At 72.9% G+C, this 18,149-nt stretch carries 20 protein-coding genes; 10 read left to right on the top strand and 10 right to left on the bottom strand.

Annotated features, from left to right (window positions below):
• Nucleotides 1-92: 92 nt before the first annotated feature.
• Nucleotides 93-926 (top strand): phosphoribosylaminoimidazolesuccinocarboxamide synthase, encoded by an 834-nt coding sequence (locus tag OOJ91_RS16390; RefSeq protein WP_266245908.1) that lies wholly within the window; start codon nucleotides 93-95, stop codon nucleotides 924-926.
• Nucleotides 927-1,117: 191 nt separating this feature from the next.
• Here the strand turns inward: OOJ91_RS16390 and OOJ91_RS16385 are convergent, their stop codons facing one another.
• Both OOJ91_RS16385 and glpK read right to left on the bottom strand, forming a co-directional pair.
• The gene (locus OOJ91_RS16385) at nucleotides 1,118-1,540 is read right to left on the bottom strand and encodes a DUF3592 domain-containing protein (protein ID WP_266245906.1); all 423 of its coding nucleotides are present in this window, start codon (nucleotides 1,538-1,540) and stop codon (nucleotides 1,118-1,120) included.
• A 47-nt stretch (nucleotides 1,541-1,587) separates the two neighbouring features.
• Complete coding sequence (gene glpK / locus OOJ91_RS16380; RefSeq protein ID WP_266245904.1) at nucleotides 1,588-3,072, bottom strand: glycerol kinase GlpK; 1,485 nt, start codon at nucleotides 3,070-3,072, stop codon at nucleotides 1,588-1,590.
• A gap of 77 nt (nucleotides 3,073-3,149) precedes the next feature.
• Here glpK and OOJ91_RS16375 point away from each other — a divergent pair, with 77 nt between their 5' ends.
• Nucleotides 3,150-4,088 (top strand): ribose-phosphate diphosphokinase, encoded by a 939-nt coding sequence (locus OOJ91_RS16375; RefSeq protein ID WP_266245902.1) that lies wholly within the window; start codon nucleotides 3,150-3,152, stop codon nucleotides 4,086-4,088.
• A 25-nt stretch (nucleotides 4,089-4,113) separates the two neighbouring features.
• Here OOJ91_RS16375 and OOJ91_RS16370 read toward each other — a convergent pair whose 3' ends face one another.
• Complete coding sequence (locus tag OOJ91_RS16370) at nucleotides 4,114-4,572, bottom strand: ATP-binding protein (protein ID WP_266245901.1); 459 nt, start codon at nucleotides 4,570-4,572, stop codon at nucleotides 4,114-4,116.
• Between the two features lie 118 nt (nucleotides 4,573-4,690).
• Between OOJ91_RS16370 and macS the strand changes: the two genes are divergently transcribed.
• The gene (macS, locus tag OOJ91_RS16365; protein WP_266245899.1) at nucleotides 4,691-5,815 is read left to right on the top strand and encodes a MacS family sensor histidine kinase; all 1,125 of its coding nucleotides are present in this window, start codon (nucleotides 4,691-4,693) and stop codon (nucleotides 5,813-5,815) included.
• Nucleotides 5,816-5,829: 14 nt separating this feature from the next.
• Entirely contained in the window at nucleotides 5,830-6,477 is a 648-nt protein-coding gene (locus OOJ91_RS16360) for a response regulator (RefSeq protein WP_266249734.1), read from the top strand.
• Between the two features lie 5 nt (nucleotides 6,478-6,482).
• Here OOJ91_RS16360 and OOJ91_RS16355 read toward each other — a convergent pair whose 3' ends face one another.
• The 3 genes from OOJ91_RS16355 to OOJ91_RS16345 form a co-directional block, all read right to left on the bottom strand.
• Nucleotides 6,483-7,055 (bottom strand): DUF5709 domain-containing protein, encoded by a 573-nt coding sequence (locus OOJ91_RS16355; RefSeq protein ID WP_266245898.1) that lies wholly within the window; start codon nucleotides 7,053-7,055, stop codon nucleotides 6,483-6,485.
• Between the two features lie 88 nt (nucleotides 7,056-7,143).
• The gene (locus tag OOJ91_RS16350) at nucleotides 7,144-7,950 is read right to left on the bottom strand and encodes an ATP-binding protein (protein WP_266245897.1); all 807 of its coding nucleotides are present in this window, start codon (nucleotides 7,948-7,950) and stop codon (nucleotides 7,144-7,146) included.
• Complete coding sequence (locus tag OOJ91_RS16345) at nucleotides 7,950-8,945, bottom strand: SDR family oxidoreductase (protein ID WP_266245896.1); 996 nt, start codon at nucleotides 8,943-8,945, stop codon at nucleotides 7,950-7,952. The genes OOJ91_RS16350 and OOJ91_RS16345 overlap by 1 nt, the downstream gene beginning before the upstream one ends.
• A 228-nt stretch (nucleotides 8,946-9,173) precedes the next feature.
• On the opposite strand from OOJ91_RS16345, the gene OOJ91_RS16340 reads away from it, so the two are divergent.
• The gene (locus tag OOJ91_RS16340) at nucleotides 9,174-10,373 is read left to right on the top strand and encodes a glycosyltransferase (RefSeq protein ID WP_266245895.1); all 1,200 of its coding nucleotides are present in this window, start codon (nucleotides 9,174-9,176) and stop codon (nucleotides 10,371-10,373) included.
• 28 nt (nucleotides 10,374-10,401) lie between these two features.
• On the opposite strand, the gene OOJ91_RS16335 is transcribed toward OOJ91_RS16340, so the two are convergent.
• The 4 genes from OOJ91_RS16335 to aroA all read right to left on the bottom strand — a co-directional run bounded on the left by OOJ91_RS16335 (nucleotide 10,402) and on the right by aroA (nucleotide 14,649).
• Nucleotides 10,402-11,256 (bottom strand): hypothetical protein, encoded by an 855-nt coding sequence (locus tag OOJ91_RS16335; protein ID WP_439117115.1) that lies wholly within the window; start codon nucleotides 11,254-11,256, stop codon nucleotides 10,402-10,404.
• Between the two features lie 59 nt (nucleotides 11,257-11,315).
• Entirely contained in the window at nucleotides 11,316-12,134 is an 819-nt protein-coding gene (gene hisN / locus OOJ91_RS16330; protein WP_266245892.1) for a histidinol-phosphatase, read from the bottom strand.
• 28 nt (nucleotides 12,135-12,162) lie between these two features.
• Nucleotides 12,163-13,173, bottom strand: a complete 1,011-nt coding sequence (gene rsgA, locus OOJ91_RS16325) for a ribosome small subunit-dependent GTPase A (RefSeq protein WP_266245890.1) — start codon at nucleotides 13,171-13,173, stop codon at nucleotides 12,163-12,165.
• A gap of 126 nt (nucleotides 13,174-13,299) precedes the next feature.
• The gene (gene aroA, locus OOJ91_RS16320; RefSeq protein WP_266245888.1) at nucleotides 13,300-14,649 is read right to left on the bottom strand and encodes a 3-phosphoshikimate 1-carboxyvinyltransferase; all 1,350 of its coding nucleotides are present in this window, start codon (nucleotides 14,647-14,649) and stop codon (nucleotides 13,300-13,302) included.
• 102 nt (nucleotides 14,650-14,751) lie between these two features.
• Here aroA and OOJ91_RS16315 point away from each other — a divergent pair, with 102 nt between their 5' ends.
• The 5 genes from OOJ91_RS16315 (at nucleotide 14,752) to rsrA (ending at nucleotide 18,057) form a co-directional block, all read left to right on the top strand.
• The gene (locus tag OOJ91_RS16315; RefSeq protein ID WP_266245886.1) at nucleotides 14,752-15,462 is read left to right on the top strand and encodes an SOS response-associated peptidase; all 711 of its coding nucleotides are present in this window, start codon (nucleotides 14,752-14,754) and stop codon (nucleotides 15,460-15,462) included.
• Between the two features lie 197 nt (nucleotides 15,463-15,659).
• Nucleotides 15,660-16,052, top strand: a complete 393-nt coding sequence (locus tag OOJ91_RS16310) for a WhiB family transcriptional regulator (RefSeq protein ID WP_266245885.1) — start codon at nucleotides 15,660-15,662, stop codon at nucleotides 16,050-16,052.
• Nucleotides 16,053-16,106: 54 nt separating this feature from the next.
• Complete coding sequence (locus OOJ91_RS16305) at nucleotides 16,107-16,724, top strand: alpha/beta hydrolase family protein (RefSeq protein WP_266245883.1); 618 nt, start codon at nucleotides 16,107-16,109, stop codon at nucleotides 16,722-16,724.
• Nucleotides 16,725-16,940: 216 nt separating this feature from the next.
• Complete coding sequence (locus OOJ91_RS16300; RefSeq protein ID WP_323178488.1) at nucleotides 16,941-17,768, top strand: sigma-70 family RNA polymerase sigma factor; 828 nt, start codon at nucleotides 16,941-16,943, stop codon at nucleotides 17,766-17,768.
• Nucleotide 17,769: 1 nt separating this feature from the next.
• Nucleotides 17,770-18,057, top strand: coding sequence for a mycothiol system anti-sigma-R factor (rsrA, locus tag OOJ91_RS16295; protein ID WP_007464731.1), 288 nt, complete (start codon nucleotides 17,770-17,772; stop codon nucleotides 18,055-18,057).
• The last annotated feature ends 92 nt before the right edge of the window (nucleotides 18,058-18,149 follow it).

Below are 18,149 nucleotides of genomic sequence, written 5' to 3'. Positions count from 1 at the left end.
GCGGCGCAGGAGGGTGTCAACGTCCGTCCGGTCATCGCCCGGCGCGGGTGGTCGAATCGGGCCTGCCGATGTCGCGTGATGTACTAGGGCGCGTGGAACTTCTGCACTCGGGCAAGGTTCGGGACATCTACGCCGACGGCGACGACCTGATCCTGGTCGCCTCGGACCGCATCTCGATCTACGACGTGGCGCTGCCGACGCCGATCCCGGACAAGGGTCGCTTGCTCACCGCACTCTCTCTGTGGTGGTTCGAGCAGCTCGCCGACCTGGTGCCGAACCACGTCATCTCGGCCACCGACGTGCCCGCCGAGTTCGCCGGGCGGGCGATCCGCTGTCAGCGGCTGGACATCATCCCGGTCGAGTGCGTGGCCCGGGGTTACCTCACGGGCGGCGGCCTGCGGGAGTACGAGCGGACCGGCGCCGTCTCCGGCGTTCCGTTGCCCCGCGGGCTGGGCGAGGCGTCGATCTTGCCCGAGCCGATCTTCACGCCGTCGACCAAGGCGCCGATGGGCGAGCACGACGAACCCATCACGTACGACGACGTGGTGGACAAGGTCGGCGAGGAGACCGCCGGGCGGCTGCGGCAGATCACCATCGACGTCTACCGGCGTGGCGCGGAGCTGGCCGCCGACCGGGGCATCCTGATCGCCGATACCAAGATCGAGTTGGGGTGGGCGCCGGACGGCACCCTGGTCCTCGCCGACGAGCTGCTCACCTCCGACTCGTCGCGGTTCTGGCCGGCCGACTCGTACCAGCCGGGCCGGGTGCAGTTCTCCTACGACAAGCAGTACGTGCGGGACTGGGCCACGGGCAGCGGTTGGAACAAGCAAGTCCCGGCCCCGGACGTGCCCGCCGAGGTCGTCGAGGCGACCCGCGCCCGCTACGTCGAGGTCTACGAGAAGCTCACCGGCAACCGCTGGTCGTAGGTGGCCAGCCAGTCGCCGCCCTTACGCATGATCGTCTCTGGGTCGCACTGGTTGAGGTAGACGATCTGGGCGATGGGCCAAGGCGGCGGGGACGGCCGAGGCGGCCGCGCTGATCTCCACCATCGCGATCTTGGCGAAGGCTGCGGGGTAGGTGGGGGCCGCCACCAGGGCCAACCACTGTGGAGGGCGGATCAGCTCAGGCTCAGGAAGACCACGATGCCGACGACCAGCACGGCCACGCTGACGGCGAGCAGCGAGACGAAGGGCACGACCACCGAGGACGTGCCCGCCTGGCCCGGCGCCTCGACCAGGATCCGGGTCGGGCGGGTGGGTTCGTGCACCACGGTGACCGGCCCGGGCGCCGTCGACAGCGGGGTCTGCCGCCAACGCCCCGGCGTCGCGGTCACCACGGAACCGTCGACGGGCTGGTACCGCACGACCGGGTAGTAGGTGCGCGGGCCGTGGCCGAGGGTGACCGGTCGCAGCTCCACCACCTCGCCCGGCACCCGGACGCCCCGGCGCAGCAGGCCGAGGTCCCGCCAGAGGCGGAAGACCGCGTACGCCATGCCGGCCACACCAAGGCTCGCCATGATCGTCAGAACCAGGTACGGCATCTCGTCCTCCTCTCGGGTCGCTCCGGAGATCGATCACCGACGCGGGCTCACTCCACCCAGTCCAGGGTGCGCTGCACGGCCTTGCGCCACTGGCGCAGCTCCTTCTCGCGCAGCTCCGGCGCCATGGCCGGCTCCCACTGCGCGTCCGAGCGCCACTGGGCGCGCAGGGTGGCCAGGTCCGGCCAGAAGCCCACCGCCAGACCGGCGGCGTACGCGGCGCCGAGGCAGGTGGTCTCGGTGATCCGGGAGCGGACCACCGGAACGTCGAGCACATCGGCGAGGAACTGCATGAGCAGGCCGTTGGCGGTCATCCCGCCGTCCACCCGGAGTCGGCGCAGCGCCACGTCGGAGTCGGCGTTCATCGCGTCGACCACCTCGCGGGTCTGCCACGCCGACGCCTCAAGCACCGCCCGGGCCAGGTGCCCCTTGGTGATGTAACCGGTCAGCCCGGCGATCACGCCCCGCGCGTCGCTGCGCCAGTGCGGGGCGAAGAGCCCGGAGAACGCCGGCACCACGTAACAGCCGCCGTTGTCGTCCACCGTGCGGGCCAACTCCTCCACCTGGGCGGCCGTGGAGATCAGGCCGAGGTTGTCGCGCAGCCACTGCACCAGCGAGCCGGTGACGGCGATGGCGCCCTCCAGGGCGTACGCCGGAGGTTGGCCCTTGATCTGGTACGCGACGGTGGTGAGCAGGCCGTGCGTGGAGGGCACCGGGCTGGCGCCGGTGTTGAGCAGCAGGAAGCTGCCGGTGCCGTAGGTGCACTTCGCCTCGCCCGGCTGGAAACACGTCTGCCCGAACAGGGCGGCCTGCTGGTCGCCGAGCGCGCTGGCCACCGGCACCCCGGCGAGCACGCCGCTGGCGGTGCCGTACACCTCGGCGGAGCAGCGGATCTCCGGCAGCATCGCCGCCGGCACGCCCAGCGCGTCAAGCAGTTCCGGATCCCAGTCGAGGGTGGTGAGGTCCATCAGCATGGTCCGGCTGGCGTTCGTCACGTCGGTGACGTGCTCGCCGGTCAGCTTCCAGATCAGCCAACTGTCAATCGTGCCGAAGAGCACCTCGCCGCGCTCGGCGCGCTCGCGCAGGCCGTCGACCTCGTCGAGCAGCCAGCGCACCTTCGGCCCGGCGAAGTAGGTGGCCAGCGGCAGGCCCGTACGGGCACGGAGGCGCTCCTCGCCGTACGCCGAGGCCAGCTCGCGCAGCAGCGGCCCGGTGCGGGTGTCCTGCCAGACCACGGCGTTGGCCACCGGCCGGCCGGTGGCCCGGTCCCAGACGAGAGTGGTCTCCCGCTGGTTGGTGATGCCGACGGCGGCCAGCCCGGCGGCATCGGTGTCGGCGGCCCGCAGCGCCTCGGCGACCACCTGCTGGACGTTGTCCCAGATCTCCTCGGCGTCGTGCTCCACCCAGCCGGGCCGGGGGAAGATCTGCCGGTGCTCGCGCTTGGCCGCGGCGACGATGTCCCCGGCGGAGTCGAAGACGATGCACCGCGAGGAGGTGGTGCCCTGGTCGATGGCGGCGACGTACTGGGGGGTCACGGCAGCACCGTACCCAAACCGGCGGCGCGGAGCGACAGACGTCACGTTGGCCTCCGCATCGCCTACGATCTGCGAACGTGCGCGACATCGCCGTTTTCAGTGGAACCGCCCATCCCGACCTGGCTGCCGAGATCTGCGCCCACCTGGGGGTGCCGCTGCATCCGGTGCGGGTCTCCCGGTTCGCCAACGACTGTCTGGAAGTGCAGTTGCAGGCCAACTGCCGAGAACGGGACGTCTTCCTGATCCAGCCGCTGGTGCCGCCTGTGCAGGAGAACCTCGTCGAACTGTTGCTGATGATCGACGCGGCGCGGGGCGCGTCCGCCGGCCGGATCACCGTGGTGCTTCCGCACTACGCGTACGCCCGCTCGGACAAGAAGGACGCCCCGCGGATCTCGATCGGCGCGCGACTCGTCGCGGACCTGCTCACCTCGGCGGGGGCGGACCGGGTGCTCGCGATGACCCTGCACTCGCCGCAGGTGCACGGCTTCTTCAGCGTTCCCGTGGATCATCTGCACGCGCTGCGCGAGCTGGCCACCCACTTCCGGCGCTACGACCTCAGCGACACGGTGGTGGTCTCGCCCGACCTGGGCAACGCCAAGGAGGCCGCCGCCTTCGCCCGGCTGCTCGGCACGCCTGTGGCGGCCGGCGCGAAGCAGCGGTTCAGCGACGACCTGGTCAAGATCAGCGCGGTGATCGGCGAGGTCACCGACCGGGACGTCATCGTGCTGGACGACGAGATCGCCAAGGGCAGCACTGTGGTCGAGCTGATGGAGCACCTGCGCGGCCTGAAGGTGCGCTCGATCCGGCTGGCCTGCACGCACGGCCTGTTCTCCGGGGACGCGCTGCGGCGGCTCAGCGAACAGGACGGCGTGCTGGAGATCGTCTGCACCAACACGGTCCCCATCCCGGCCGAGAAGCGGGTCGGGAAACTCGAGGTCCTCTCGGTGGCGCCCGCCCTGGCCGAGGCCATGCGCCGGATCCACAACGGGGAGTCGGTCTCGGCCCTCTTCGGCTGATCCGGCTCGCGCCCCGGGCCCGGTCTCAGCGCTGGGTGCTGTCGGTGGCGGCGGCGAGGGTGGCGGTGATGCGGACGGTGGTGCCGGCGGCGCTGGTGGCGATCTCCATGTCGTCGGTCAGCTCCCGGGCCAGCCAGAGGCCCCAACCGCCGGCGGTGTCCGGGGCGGGACGGCTCCGGTCGCCCAGCCGCTGCGGGGTGATGCCCTGCCCGTGGTCGGCCACCTCGCAGAGCAGCGCGCCCGGCTCCCGCCAGAGTCGCAGCCACCCGCGCCCACCGCCGTGCCGCACCGCGTTGGTGATCAACTCGTTGACCGCCAGCACGAAGTCGTCAAGCCGTTGGCCGTCGAGGCCGGAGGCGTGCGCGCAGGTGGTGACCGAGTGTCGAATCTCGGTCACCTGGGCCTGCTCGAAGGCCTCGGCGATCAGGAGGGAGGGTTCGATGGGCACAACCGTACGCGGTGCGTGCGGATCTGCATTCGTCATGGCCCGTCCCGACAGCGGATCTCGGAGTATTTCGCGGCTTTTCCACCGTACGTCAGGGTTCCTTGAGGCGCACTCCGTGGCCCCGCGCCGCAGGCACGGCTGTGGCATCCTGACCGCCATGCCGTCGCCGCCGGGTGGTTTCGAGGTGCCGCTCTGGCGGGCGCTCACGGTGTTCCGGGTGGCCTCCCTCGTGTACGTCTGCGCACTCGCCGTGCGCGACGCCGACAGGTACGCCCACCCGTTCGCCGTCGGCGCCCTGATCCTGACGATGATCGTGTGGACCGGGGCGACAGCCGTCGGGTACGCCCGGCCCGCCTGGCGCCGCTGGCCGCTGCTGCTTGCCGACCTCGGGTTGGTGCTCGCCATCGTGCTGTCCACCCCCTGGTTGGTCGGGCGGGAGGCGCTCGGGCACGGCGTATCCACCCTCGGGGCTGCCTGGATGGCCGGCCCGGTGCTGGCCTGGGCCGTCTCCGGCGGCCGGCGGCGGGGCACGGTGGCCGGGCTGCTGGTCGCCGGCGCGGACCTGGCCATCCGGGAACGGATCAGCCAGACCTCGTTCACCGGGGTGATCCTGCTGCTGCTCGCCGGGGTGGTGGTCGGGCACGTGGCGCGGCTCGCCGTGGCCGCCGAGGAACGCCTGCAACACGCCGTGGAACTGGAGGCGGCCACCCGCGAGCGGGAGCGACTGGCACGCGACATCCACGACTCGGTGCTCCAGGTGCTGGCGCTCGTGCAGCGGCGCGGCGCGCACCTGCCCGGCGAGGCAGGCGAACTGGCCCGGCTCGCCGGTGAGCAGGAGGCCGCTCTGCGGGCCCTCATCGCGGGCACCGCACCTGCCGCTGCCGCCGGTACGGACGCGGTGGACCTGCGGGGCCTGCTCGGCCGGTACGCCTCGGCGGCGGTGTCGCTCTCGGCCCCCGCCACCCCTGTCACCCTGCCGCGGCAGGTGGCCGGCGAGTTGGCGGCGGCCGCCGGTGCGGCCCTGGACAACGTGGGCCACCACGCCGGCGGGCGGGCCTGGGTGTTGATCGAGGATGAGGGGGAGACCGTGACCGTGTCGATCCGTGACGAGGGGCCGGGCATCCCGGACGGCAGGCTTGTCGAGGCCGCCGCGCAGGGACGGCTCGGCGTGGCCCAGTCGATCTGCGGTCGGGTGGCCGACCTCGGGGGTACGGTCCGGATCCTGTCGACCTCCGATGCGGGCACCGAGGTAGAGCTGACCGTGCCGAGGAGACCGCGGTGACTGCCGTGCGGGTGATGGTCGTCGACGACCATCCGATGTGGCGCGAGGGCGTGGCCCGCGACCTGGCCGAGGCCGGCTTCCTGGTGGTGGCGACAAGTGGCGAGGGGCGGCAGGCGATCCGGGTCGCCGCCGCCGCCCGACCCGACGTGGTAGTCCTCGACCTGCAACTACCGGACATCTCCGGTGTCGAGGTGGTCGTCGGGCTACGCGCCGCGCTGCCCGACGTCCGGGTGCTGATGCTCAGCGCCAGCGGCGAGGAGCAGAGCGTGCTCGACGCGGTCAAGGCGGGCGCCACCGGCTACCTGGTGAAGTCGACGGCGCCCGCCGCGTTCCTCGACGCCGTACGCCGCACCGCCGCCGGTGACCCGGTCTTCACGCCCGGCCTGGCGGGGTTGGTGCTGGGGGAGTACCGGCGGCTGGCCACCGGGCCGGGGCAGGGCACGACCGGGAACGCGGAGCCGGAAATGCCCCGCCTCACCGACCGGGAGACGGAGGTGCTGCGCCTGGTGGCCAAGGGGATGTCGTACAAGCAGATCGCGCAGCGACTCGGCCTGTCCCACCGCACCGTGCAGAACCACGTGCAGAACACGCTGGGTAAGCTGCAACTGCACAACCGGGTCGAATTGACCCGTTACGCGATCGAGCGTGGCCTGGACGACTGATCGGCTCAGACCGAGCGCGGCGGCTCGGTCTCGTGGATGGCCAGCTCCTCCGCGGTCGCCCCGCCGCCCGCCGACCCGGCGTCGTACGCCACGGAGTCGGTCTCCTGGTCGGTGTGCGCCCCCTCGTCCGGCTCCACCAGCCGGCCCACCGTGTGGTCGGCGGGCGTGCCGAGCTGACCGTGGTCGTAGAGGGAGACCGGCGAGTTCGGATCCGAGGTGGGGCCCGGGTCCATCACGTCGGCGTCCAGCTGGGCCTCCGCCGCGGCCTCCAGATTGTCCGCCTCGAAGGCGATCTTCGGGTCGATCGTCCCGGCCAGCGGATCGTCCGCCGGACGCTCGTAGACCTCCCGGTCGAGCTTGTAGTCCAACGACTCCCCGTCGAGTTGCTCCTCGGCGGTCGTCCCGAAGCGGTCCACCGCCACCGGCGTCCGGTCGCCGGGCAGTTGGGCCGGCTCCGGGCCGTCCGCCTCGCGCCCGGTGAGCACGTCGTCGTTGGCGGTCGAGTCGTCGTCGGCGGTGTCGGGCAGCCCCTCCGCCTCGGTGTCGGACACGGGGGTCGGGTACTCGTTGTCGCGCATGTCTGATCACTACCCGCTGCCCTCCCGCCGTAACCGGAGCGCCGCCGGTCATACCCCAGCGAACCGGACACCGGGCGCGGGAGGCCCGTCAGTCGTGCGCTGCCTCGTCGTCCGGGTGCAGCACGCACCAGACGACCTTGCCGTCCGGCACCATGCTGGTGCCCCACCGGCGGGCCACGGTGTCGATCAGCAGCAGGCCCCGGCCCCCCACGCGGTTGGGCGGGGACAGGCCGGCGAACGTGGGCCGGCGCGACGAGTGGTCACGGACCGCCAGGTGCAGGGTGTCGCCCTGCGGCGCCAACCGGACGTCCATGAGCGTCCGGGCGTGCGTGACCACGTTGTTGACCATCTCGGTGACCGCGATCTGCGCCGGCTCGGTAAGGGTCGGCATGCCCCAGCGCGCACAACCGGTGGCGACCAGCTCGCGGGCCTGCCGGGCGGACTCCACGGTCGGCGGCAGCTCGGCGGTCAGGACCGCCGCCAGCGGGGCCGCGACGACCGCGGCCAGCGCGGCGTCCAGGGTGGGCCAGGCCGGCACACCCGCCAGGACCGCATCGGGGCGACCGGGCCCGGAGACCGCCGGGTCGCAGAGCAGCAGGTCCGCGGCGGGCCAGTCGGCGATCTCCCGGCGGACCTCGGCGAAGACGTTCCGCCCGGCCGGGTCGGTGACCAGCAGCCCGGTCACGTCGGCGACCACCGGGCCGGGCCTGTCGCTGAGCCGTGCGAGCAACACGTCGTGGACCCGGCCCGCCTCCTCGGCGTCGAGCACACCAGTCAACCGGACGACCGGGGACGACTCGTCGACCTCCACCCGACAGCGCTCGTCCACTCCGATGGTCGCCTCGGGGTGTGGGCCGCGGACCAACGGCGCGTCCGGTCGGTCGACGCCTGTCATCAGCGATCCGATCGGGATCGGCGGTTCATGGCCATGGTGCCGACGGCGGTGCCGGCCGCCGCGAGCCCGAACGCGGCTGTCATCCGCACCAGCTGACGCCGCCGGCCGTGCCAACCCCCGCTGCGGTCGGCCTGCCCATCGGCGTGGAACACGTTTCCGGTGCTGTCCAGCCGCGCGCCCGGACCGAACTGGGTGCGGTGGACGTACCAGCCGAGGGTGCGCTCCATCAGAGCCGGCGCCAACCGCCACTGGAGGCCGACCAGCCGGGCGGCGCCACCGGCGTACGCCTCGCGGCGCGGCCGGCGCAGCAACCGCACGATCGTCTCGGCGACCACCTCCGGCGGGTAGACCGGCGGGGGTGGCACCAGTTCCCGACCGCTGTGGTTGGCCGCGTGCCGGAAGAAGGGCGTGTCGATGGTTGCCGGCAGCACTGTGCAGACGGAGATCTGCCCCCGACCGGTGACTCGCAGCTCCTGCCGGACGGTGTCGGACAGCCCGCGGATGCCGTGCTTGGCGGCGTTGTACGCCGACTGGTACGGCATCGCCACCTCGGCCAGCACCGAGGCGTTGTTGACAAGCACGCCGCCGCCGGCCGCGCCGAGGTACGGCAGCGCGGCCTTGATCCCGTGCACCGTGCCCAGCAGGTTGACCTCCAACACGCGTCGGAACTCGGCGACCGGGATCTCGTCGAACAGACCCACCGCGCTCACCGCTGCGTTGTTGACCCAGGCGTCGATGCGCCCGAACTCGCCCACCGCGCGGTCGGCCAACTGCTGTACGGACTCCAGATCGGTCACGTCCGTCGGGACGGCCAACGCCCGCCCGCCCAGCTCTCGGCAGCGCTGCGCGACCTGTCGCAGCGCGGGCTCGCTGCGGGCGGCGAGCACCACTGCGGCGCCCCGGCGGGCCAGCGCGTACGCGGTGGCCGTGCCGATCCCGCTGGACGCGCCGGTGATCACCACGGTCGAATCGTCGAGGGTGCGGGTCAGCGGCATTCCTGAGCGGTACCCCCGGTCGGGCCCGGTCATACCACCAGCGGCCGGAGGATCATCGGGAAGCGTCCCTACCGGCACCGGAACGGGGCTCGTGTGATTGCCGTGGCGCAAGTGTCGGTGGCACCTGCGGTGACTGTTCCCGATCTGCCAGGTTTCGGCTCCGGGTCCCCAGGTTAATGGGACGCTCTGACCGGGACCGCCGAGGAAAAGATCGCAGGGAGGTGACCCATGCGCGTCGGCCTCGTCTGCGCGCACACCAGTTCGTACCGGCACGCCGACGGCCCGCCGGTCGGCACCCAACAACACATCGCGCGGGTCGCCGCCGAGCTGGTTGGCAGAGGCCACGATGTCCGCATCTACGAGCGCCGGGACGACCCGGGGCTGCCGGCGACGGCGGAGGTCGACGGCTACCGGGTGCACCGGGTGCCCGTCGGCCCGGCGACCGCCCTGCCCACCGCCGGTCTGATACCGCACGTCACCGAGTTCGGACGCTGGCTGACCGACGAGTGGAGCGGCGCCTGGCGTCCCGAGGTGGTGCACGGGCACTACTGGATCGGTGGCCTGGCGGCGGCGCACGCAGTCCGGGAGACCGACATCCCGGTCGTGCAGACCTTCCACTCGCTCGGGGTGGAGCAGTTGCGCCACCTGGGCGGCAACTACGACGGCCCGGGAGAGCGGATCCCGCTGGAGCGCGCGCTGACCAGGGCTGTGGACATCGCCGTCGCCCAGTGCAACGACGAGGTGGACGAGCTGACCCGGATGGGTCTGCAACGCACCTCGGTGGCGATGGTGCCCGCCGGGGTGGACATCGCGCAGTTCCACCCGGACGGCGAGGCGGCGCCGCGCGAACAGCGGGCCCGCATCCTCTCCGTCGGTGGACTGTCCCCGGGGCACGGCCAGGACGACCTGATCCGGGCCATGCGGCTGGTCGGCGACGCCGAGCTGGTGATCGCCGGTGGCCCAGCCGCCGGTGAGCTGGCCAACCACGCGGAGGCGCGTCGCCTCCGTGAGCTGGCCGAGCGCGCCGGGGTGGCCGACCAGGTGCGCCTGGTCGGGGCGGTTCCGCACGACCAGATGGCGACCTGGTACCGGTCCGCCGACGTGGTGGCCTGCACCCCGCACTACTCCTCGGCCGGGCGGGTCTCGCTGGAGGCGATGGCCTGCGGCGTGCCAGTGGTCGGCTACGCGATGGGCGGCCTGGCGGACGCCGTGGTCGACGAGGTCACCGGCCGGCTCGTGCCTCCCGGGGACGTGCGGGCGCTCGGGGTCTCCCTGCGCCGACTGCTCGGCGACAACGCCGGCCGGTTCGCCTACGGTCACGCCGCCGTGGACCGCGTCCGCAGCAGCTACACCTGGGAACGGACCGCCGGGGCGCTGGAGCGCCTCTACGAGCGGGTGGTGAGCCGCCGCAAGCCCGTCGAGGCGTGAGCGGCGTGCAATCGGATGCGCCGGCCGGTCAGAGGGACCGGCCGGCGCCGACCATGGCCCGATCCCGGCGGTGTGCCACCGAGCGGTGCTGCTGCGGCTGGGCGTAGCGGGTCAGGCCGATCACGGCGGCGAGGGTGACCAGGAAACCGGTGGCGGCCAGCCACTCCCGCCCCGGCCAGATCTTGTCGTTGAGCAGCAGCAGACCGACGATTGCCGCCGGCACCGCGCCGGCGGCGTCCATGGCGGCGACCGCCGCGGTCGTCGAGCCGCGCTGCATGGCCAGGCCGAGGAGCAGTTGGCCGACGACCGAGTGGGCGATCAGCAGGTAGAACAGCGGGTCGGCGAGGAACGCCTCGGCCGACGGCGCGGAGGCCAGCGGCCGGGCCGCGACCGCGGCCGAGGAGAACGCCAGCCCGGCCAGTGAGCCCAGGGCCACCGACCCGGGCGCTCCGTGCAGTCGGACGGTGAAGACGCCGAGCACCGCGATCACCCCGAGCGCCACCAGCAGGGCCACCGAGCCGGCGGTGCCGAGCTGTTTCGACGGCGCCGGCCGGGCGGCCAGCACCAGGGCGGTGATCCCGGCGAAGAGCAGCGCCAGCAGGGCCACCTCCGCCATCGGCAACCGCCACTTGAGCACCAGCACGCCGATGATGGCGGTCACCCCGAGCCCGGCCGCCACGCTCGCCTGCACCAGGAACAGGGGCAGGTCCCGCCGGGCCAGGAAGGCGAGCACGAAACCGCCGATCTGGCAGCTCAACCCCACCAGGTACGTCCGGTGCCCGGCCAGTCGCAGCAGCAGACCCGGATCGAACGTGTGGTGGACTGTGGTGCGTGCCGCAGCCACCGACTGGAGCAGGTTGGCGAAGCCGTACGCGACGATCATCGCCGCGAGGAAGCACCAGCCGGAGGAGACCACCTGGCGAGGATAGAGGTTGCCGGGGGTCAGCGCTCGGCTGGCCGATTCAGCCGGGCGAGGATGTCGGCGTGCAGCACACAGTTGGTGGCCACCACGCTGCTCTCGGTGCCCGGCTCGCCGGTCGGGGACTGTCGACCCTCCAGATCCGTGATCGTGCCACCCGCCTCCGTGATGATCGGTACCAGCGCCGCCACGTCCCACAGCGACAACTCCGGCTCGGCCATCACGTCGAGTGCGCCCTCGGCCAGCAGCATGTAGCCGTAGAAGTCGCCGTACGCCCGGCTGCGCCAACCGGCGCGCAACAGGTCGAGCAGCGCGTCGAGTCGCCCGGCGGCCTCCCACCCGGTCAGCGACGAGTAGCAGACGCTCGCGTCGGCGACCCGACGCACCGCCGAGACCCCGATCCGGTCGCCCGCGGCCGGACCCGGCCCGGCGTACGCGCCCGCGCCCGCGCTCGCCCACCAGCGCCGACCCAACGCCGGCGCCGACACCACGCCGACCGCCGGCCGGTCGCCGTCGTACAGCGCGATCAGGCTGGCCCACACCGGCACGCCACGGACGAAGTTCTTGGTGCCGTCGATCGGGTCGATGATCCACCGACGGCCGTTCGGATCGGCGGACGGCTGCGCGCCGTACTCCTCACCGAGCAGTCCGTCGGCGGGCCGGTGCTCGGCCAGCAGCGCCCGGATCTCCCGCTCCACTGCGGTGTCGGCGTCGGAGACCGGCGTCAGGTCGGGCTTCGTCTCCACCCGCAGATCGAGCGCCCGAAACCGGTCCAGGGCGATGGCGTCGGCCCGATCGGCGAGCAGGTGGGCGAGGGCGAGGTCGTCGGCGTACCCGGTCATGCCGGCAACCTAGCCGACGCCCGCCGGGTCACTCGTCGGGCCCGCGCCTGTCACCCTCGCCGGGCCCGCGCCTGTCGCTGTCGCCGCGCGCGTCGCCGTCGCCGGCCCGGGAGGCGAGCAACCGGCGGTACGACGCCAGCCGGCGCGGGTCGGCCTTGCCGGCGGCCACCCAGGCGTCCAGCCCGCAGTCGGCCTCGTCGGCCGTGTGCGGGCAGTTGGGCGGGCAGTCGACGGTGCCCTCCACCAGGTCCGGGAAGCCGTGCAGCAGGCTGTCGGCGGAGACGTGCGCCAACCCGAAGCTGCGGATGCCCGGCGTGTCGATGATCCAGCCCGGATCGGTGTCGACCCCGGGCACCGGCGGCAGCCGCAACGCCACCGCGCTCGTCGAGGTGTGCCGGCCGCGACCGATCGCGCTGACCACGCCGACCGCGCGCAGCGCGTCCGGGACGAGGCGGTTGACGAGCGTCGACTTGCCCACCCCGGAGTGCCCGACCATCACCGACACCTTGCCGCTGAGCAGCGCGCGGAGGGCCCGCAGGTCGGAGTCGGGGCGGTTGAGCACGTACGGCAGCTCCAGCTCGGTGTAGTAGCCGAGCACCTCCTCCGGCCCGGCCAGATCGGCCTTGGTGAGGCAGAGCAGCGGCTCGACGTCCGCGTCGTACGCGGCCACCAGGCAACGGTCGATGAACCCGGTGCGCGGGGGTGGGTCGGCCAACGCGCTGACGATCACCAACTGGTCGGCGTTCGCCACCACCACCCGTTCCAGCCGACCCTCGGCGGTGGTCTCGTCGTCGTCGGCGGTGCGGCGCAGCACCGAGCGGCGCTCGGCGATCCGGACGATGCGGGCGAGCGCGCCCTCGGCGCCGGAGGTGTCCCCGACGAGGCTGACCCGGTCACCCACGACCACCGACTTGCGGCCCAGCTCCCGGGCCCGCATCGCGGTCACCGTGGGCAGCTCGGCCCCCACCACGCCACGTTCGGCGCCGGCCAGCACGCACTGGTAGCGCCCCCGGTCGACCGCGATGACGAAGCCGTCCACCGCGTCGCTGTGCTGGGGTCGGGTGCGCGTACGCGGACGCGAGGACTTTCCGGGCCGGACCCGTACGTCGTCCTCGTCGTACTCCCGCCGTCTGGTCGCCAGGACCTGTCCTCTTCTCGCCTCAGCTCAGTGAGCGTCCGGAAACCCCGCAGCGGCCGCGGCGGGGTTTCCGGACGCGCACTTTCCGGTCACCATCGCTGACCATAGTGCCGGGAACTCGGGCATGGTCTTGGAGGTACACCCCACGTCGTCCACCTCGATGCCCGGCACGGCGAGCCCGACAACCGCGGCGGCGTGCGCCATCCGGTGATCGTGGTAGGTGCCGAACGTCCCGCCGCGCAGCGGCCGGGGCCTGATCTCCAGCCCGTCCGGCGTCTCCGTGATGTCGGCCCCGAGGGCGGCGAACTCCCGCGCCAGCGCGCCCAGTCGGTCGGTCTCGTGGCCGCGGATGTGCGCGACGCCGGTGAGGACCGACGGTGAGTCGGCAAGCATGGCCAGCGCGGTCAGCACGGGGGTCAGCTCGCTGACGTCGGACAGGTCGGCGGTCAGGCCGTGCACCACCCCGGTGCCCCGCACGGTCAGCCCGGCGGTGGTGAGGGTGACCTCGCCGCCCATCCGCTGCAGCAGCGAGCGGAGCTGTTCGAGCGGCTGGGCGCTGCTGTGCGGCCAACCCGTGAGGGTGACCTCGCCGCCGGTGACGAGGGCGGCGGCGAAGAACGGCACGGCGCCGGAGAGGTCGGGCTCGATCTCCCAGCCGCGCCCGGTGAGCGGGCCGGGCTCGACGGTCCACACGTCGGGAGTGGTGTCGTCGACAGCGGCGCCGGCGGCCCGCAGCATCTGCACGGTCATCCGCAGGTGCGGCGCGGAGGGCACCGGCGGGCCGACGTGGCGGACCACGACGCCCCGGTCGAAGCGTGGGGCGGCCAGCAGCAACGCGGAGACGAACTGGCTGGACACGGACGCGTCGATCACCACCTCACCGCCGGTGACCCCACCGGTGCCGCGCACGGTCAGCGGCAGGCTGCCCGTGCCTGTGACGTCGATCCGGACGCCGAGCGAGCGCAGCGCGCCGACCAGCGGGCCGAGCGGGCGGGTACGGGCGTACGGGTCACCGTCGAAGGTGACCTGCCCGTCGGCCAGGCCCGCCACCGGTGGCACGAACCGCATCACGGTGCCGGCCAGCCCGACGTCCACGTGCGCCGGGCCGACCAGCGGGTGCGGCCGGACCAGCCAACGCTCGTCGTCGCTGATCGAGACGTGCGTACCCATCGCCCGCAGGCCGGCTGCCATCAGCTCGGTGTCGCGGGCGCGCAGCGGCTCGGCGAGCGTCGACGGCCCGGCGGCCACGGCGCTGAGCACCAGGGCGCGGGCGGTCATCGACTTGGAACCGGGCAGGCGCAGTGTCGCCGTCACCGGGTCGGATGCGGTAGGTGCGGTCCACGGCTGCGGCGGCCGGGTCGCGGTCAGATTCCCCACGGTTACATTCTGCCGTGTCCGCCGGTGGGTGACGCGGACCGGCGGTCGTACTCCCGGTTGGCGGGACAGCAGGCCGGGCCCCCGACGAGTTAGCGTGAGCGCATGTGCGGCAGGTACGCGACGACCCGTGGCTCCGGCGAGTTGAGCGCGCTGTTCGAGTCGTCCGACGACACCGACGGCCCGATCCGACCGGATCACAACGTCGCGCCCACCGATCGCGTGCCGCTGATCCGGCTCACCGCGGAGGGGCACCGCAGCCTGTGCGTCGCCCGCTGGGGGTTTCTGCCGCACTGGTCCCGGTCCGCCGCCGGCGCGGCCCGCATGATCAACGCGCGGGCCGAGACGGTGGCCACCAGCCGGGCGTACGCCGGGGCGTTCGCCCGCCGCCGCTGCCTGGTCCCGGCCGACGGCTGGTACGAGTGGGTCCGCCAGCCCGACGGCGGCCGGCAGGCGTACTTCATGACCCCGGCCGACGGCTCGGTGCTCGCCCTGGCCGGCATCTGGTCGGTGTGGGAGTCCGCCGCCGAGAGCCGGCTCACCTTCAGCGTGCTGACCACCGCTGCGCTCGGCGAGCTGGCCGAGGTGCACGACCGGATGCCGGTGCTGCTGCCGCCCGATCGGTGGTCGTCCTGGCTGGGGCCGTGCGACGAGCCCGAACGCCTGCTCGCGCCCGCGTCGCCCGACCGCCTGGCCGGGTTGGAGATCCGCCCGGTCGGGCCGGCGGTGGGTGACGTCCGCAACGACGGCCCGGAGTTGACCGCCCGGGTGTCCGTTCCGCCGCTGCCGGCCCCACCGGAGCTGACCCTGTTCTGAAAATGACAGGCATCGTCGGGCACCGATTTGCCAGGGTTCTGCTCGATTCGTCGCCTGGCCGTTCAGCCATGTTCTCCGTAGCCCCTTGTCCCGGTGTCGGGAAGTGCGATACAACACAGCGCCGGTAGTGGCTGTCGATTCGCACGGGGCGGACGACGTCCACCGATCTTGCCGGTCCCACGGGGGAGGTGGGTGGAATGACACGGGCGCGTATGCCCCGCCCGCACGAGGTGGCTGCGGCACGGAGAGATCCGCGGCTGCTGCGGGCCTTGCGAGAACGCCGAGAGGACGACGCGTGGCGCACCAGAGGGACGTGCCAGAGCGTCGATCCGGAGACGTTCTTTCCGGCGCCGAACGAGCCGGCGGACGCCGCCGTCGCGCTGTGCCGCAGTTGTGACGTGCAGGGTTCCTGCCTGGCGTGGGCGCTGGAGGTCGGTGACTGCCACGGCGTGTGGGGGGCGACCACACCCCGCGAGAGGCGGGCGATGCTTGTCGCCTGGCGCGGCGAGGTCGAGCCCGATCCGGACGCGGCCGACGACGCCGGGCCGCCGGTACGCGACCGCCTGCTCACCCTGGTGCCGCTGAGCTGACCGCCGGGGGCGAACCCGTCCCGGTGACCGGCCAGGTCGGCGCAGAATGGGTCGGTGCTGCCCAGCGAAGACATCGACACCCCCCGCGGCCCGGCGCGGATCGACACCGACCTGCCGGCCCGGTCGGCTGCCGCCCTGCTGGTGCTCGGGCACGGGGCGGGCGGCAGCGTGGACGCGCCCGACCTGCTCGCGGTACGGGACACGGCGGTCGCGGCCGGCCTGGCGGTGATTCGGGTGACCCAGCCCTACCGGGTCGCCGGCCGTCGCGCGCCGGCCCCCGCCGGGCACCTCGACGAGGCGTGGACGGCGGTGCTCGCCGCGCTGCGCGCCCGCCACGGCGAGGTGACCACCGTGCTTGTCGGTGGTCGTTCCAGCGGCGCGCGGGTGGCCTGCCGGACGGCCCGCGCAGTGGGCGCGGCCGGTGTCGTCGCGCTGGCCTTTCCGCTGCACCCGCCCGGCCGGCCGGAACGCTCCCGGGCCGCCGAGCTGGCCACCGGCCTGCCGACGCTTGTGGTCAACGGTGACCGGGACCCGTTCGGCGTGCCCGCGTCCGGGCCGACCGTGCAGGTCGTGACCCGGCCGGGCGAGACGCACGACCTACGGCGGGACCCGGCCGGCACGGCGGACGTGGTGGGGGACTGGCTGCGCCGGCACCGCTGGGTGGCCGACTGAGCCTCCCGACCGTTTCCGCTGCCGGTCGCGGGTCGTTGCATCCGATGGTGCCGCCGGCCCGAATCGGACGGACGGCACCAGTCCTCCCAGGCCCTTCCTGGTCCCAGCGCCGGCGCCACCGGGGCCGGGACCAGGAACGGGAGAGCCGGGCGGAATGCCTCACCGGTCATCTCGCGTTACTAACCCCGGACGACTTTTCTGCGAGGGGGGTGACCGGTGCCGACCGAGACACGAAGCCTGGAACGGGACGAGCGGGACGCCCGGCAGCTGCGACAGCTGTTGGATGGTCCGGACTGGCCCGTGACAGCGGGACCGGGCGGGGTGGGTGCGGTGAGCACGGGCACACCAGCCGGAAGTGAATCTGTGGGCAGGTCCGTGCGCGTATCCTCGGCGGGAAAGCATCCGACGCGAGGGGATGTGCGGTTGACCACCGAGAAGACGGACGAGCGCAGGGCCCGGTTCGAGCGGGACGCGATGCCATTCGTCGATCAGCTCTACGCTGCTGGGCTGCGCATGACGCGCAACCCGGCGGATGCCGAAGACCTGGTCCAGGAGACCTACCTGAAGGCGTACGCGGCCTTTCACCAGTTCGAGCAGGGCACGAACCTGAAGGCCTGGCTCTACCGGATCCTGACCAACACCTACATCAACTCCTACCGCAAGCGGCAGCGCCAACCGATCCAGGCGCCCACGGAGGAGATCACCGACTGGCAGCTCGCCGAGGCCGAGTCGCACACCTCAAGCGGTCTGCGCTCGGCCGAGACAGAGGCGCTCGACCGGCTGCCGGACAGCGACGTCAAGGAGGCCCTCCAGCAGTTGCCTGAGGAGTTCCGCCTGGCCGTCTACCTGACCGACGTGGAGGGCTTCTCCTACAAGGAGGTCGCCGACATCATGGGCACGCCGATCGGCACCGTGATGTCGCGTCTGCACCGCGGCCGTCGTAATCTGCGCAAGCTGCTCGAGCAGTACGCCGCGGAGCGTGGCTTCAGCCCGGCCCGGTCCGCGAAGGGCTCGACCGCTGCCGCTGCCGGCCGGGAGGTGTGACGTGAGCTGTGGAAAGCCGCACGAGACGGACTGCCGCGAGGTGCTCGCGGAGGTCTACCTCTACCTGGATCTCGAGTGCGCCGACGAGCGGCGCTCGCTGATCCGGCACCACCTCGACGAGTGCGGGCCGTGCCTGCGCGAGTACGGACTCGAGCAGGAGGTGCGGGCGCTTGTGGCCCGTTGCTGCGGTAACGAGACCGCACCCGATCAGCTGCGTGAGCGGCTGCGGGTCAAGCTCACCGAGTTGGTGGTCTTCGAGACCAGCGACTCCCGCGAGCTTGCCGACTGAGCGTCGGCGTACCGAAATCGTGAAACACCTGTGGCCCGGGTCGATCGTCGACCCGGGCCACAGGCGTACCCGGCCTCCGCCGGGTCCAGCTG

The sequence above is a fragment of the Micromonospora lupini genome (assembly GCF_026342015.1).
Lineage (GTDB): Bacteria > Actinomycetota > Actinomycetes > Mycobacteriales > Micromonosporaceae > Micromonospora > Micromonospora lupini_B.
Note: the sequence above shows the minus strand (reverse complement) of the source record. Positions and strands in the feature narration are given on the sequence as shown.

Bases quoted from the DNA above. Each gene is read 5' to 3' on its own strand.
- OOJ91_RS16345 (WP_266245896.1), bottom strand. From the start codon at position 8,945: ATGCCGCTGACCCGCACCCTCGACGATTCGACCGTGGTGATCACCGGC.
- OOJ91_RS16350 (WP_266245897.1), bottom strand. From the start codon at position 7,950: ATGACAGGCGTCGACCGACCGGACGCGCCGTTGGTCCGCGGCCCACAC.
- macS (WP_266245899.1), top strand. From the start codon at position 4,691: ATGCCGTCGCCGCCGGGTGGTTTCGAGGTGCCGCTCTGGCGGGCGCTC.
- OOJ91_RS16360 (WP_266249734.1), top strand. From the start codon at position 5,830: ATGGTCGTCGACGACCATCCGATGTGGCGCGAGGGCGTGGCCCGCGAC.
- OOJ91_RS16340 (WP_266245895.1), top strand. From the start codon at position 9,174: ATGCGCGTCGGCCTCGTCTGCGCGCACACCAGTTCGTACCGGCACGCC.
- OOJ91_RS16315 (WP_266245886.1), top strand. From the start codon at position 14,752: ATGTGCGGCAGGTACGCGACGACCCGTGGCTCCGGCGAGTTGAGCGCG.
- OOJ91_RS16370 (WP_266245901.1), bottom strand. From the start codon at position 4,572: ATGACGAATGCAGATCCGCACGCACCGCGTACGGTTGTGCCCATCGAA.
- OOJ91_RS16335 (WP_439117115.1), bottom strand. From the start codon at position 11,256: ATGATCGTCGCGTACGGCTTCGCCAACCTGCTCCAGTCGGTGGCTGCG.
- hisN (WP_266245892.1), bottom strand. From the start codon at position 12,134: ATGACCGGGTACGCCGACGACCTCGCCCTCGCCCACCTGCTCGCCGAT.
- OOJ91_RS16355 (WP_266245898.1), bottom strand. From the start codon at position 7,055: ATGCGCGACAACGAGTACCCGACCCCCGTGTCCGACACCGAGGCGGAG.
- OOJ91_RS16310 (WP_266245885.1), top strand. From the start codon at position 15,660: ATGACACGGGCGCGTATGCCCCGCCCGCACGAGGTGGCTGCGGCACGG.
- OOJ91_RS16385 (WP_266245906.1), bottom strand. From the start codon at position 1,540: ATGCCGTACCTGGTTCTGACGATCATGGCGAGCCTTGGTGTGGCCGGC.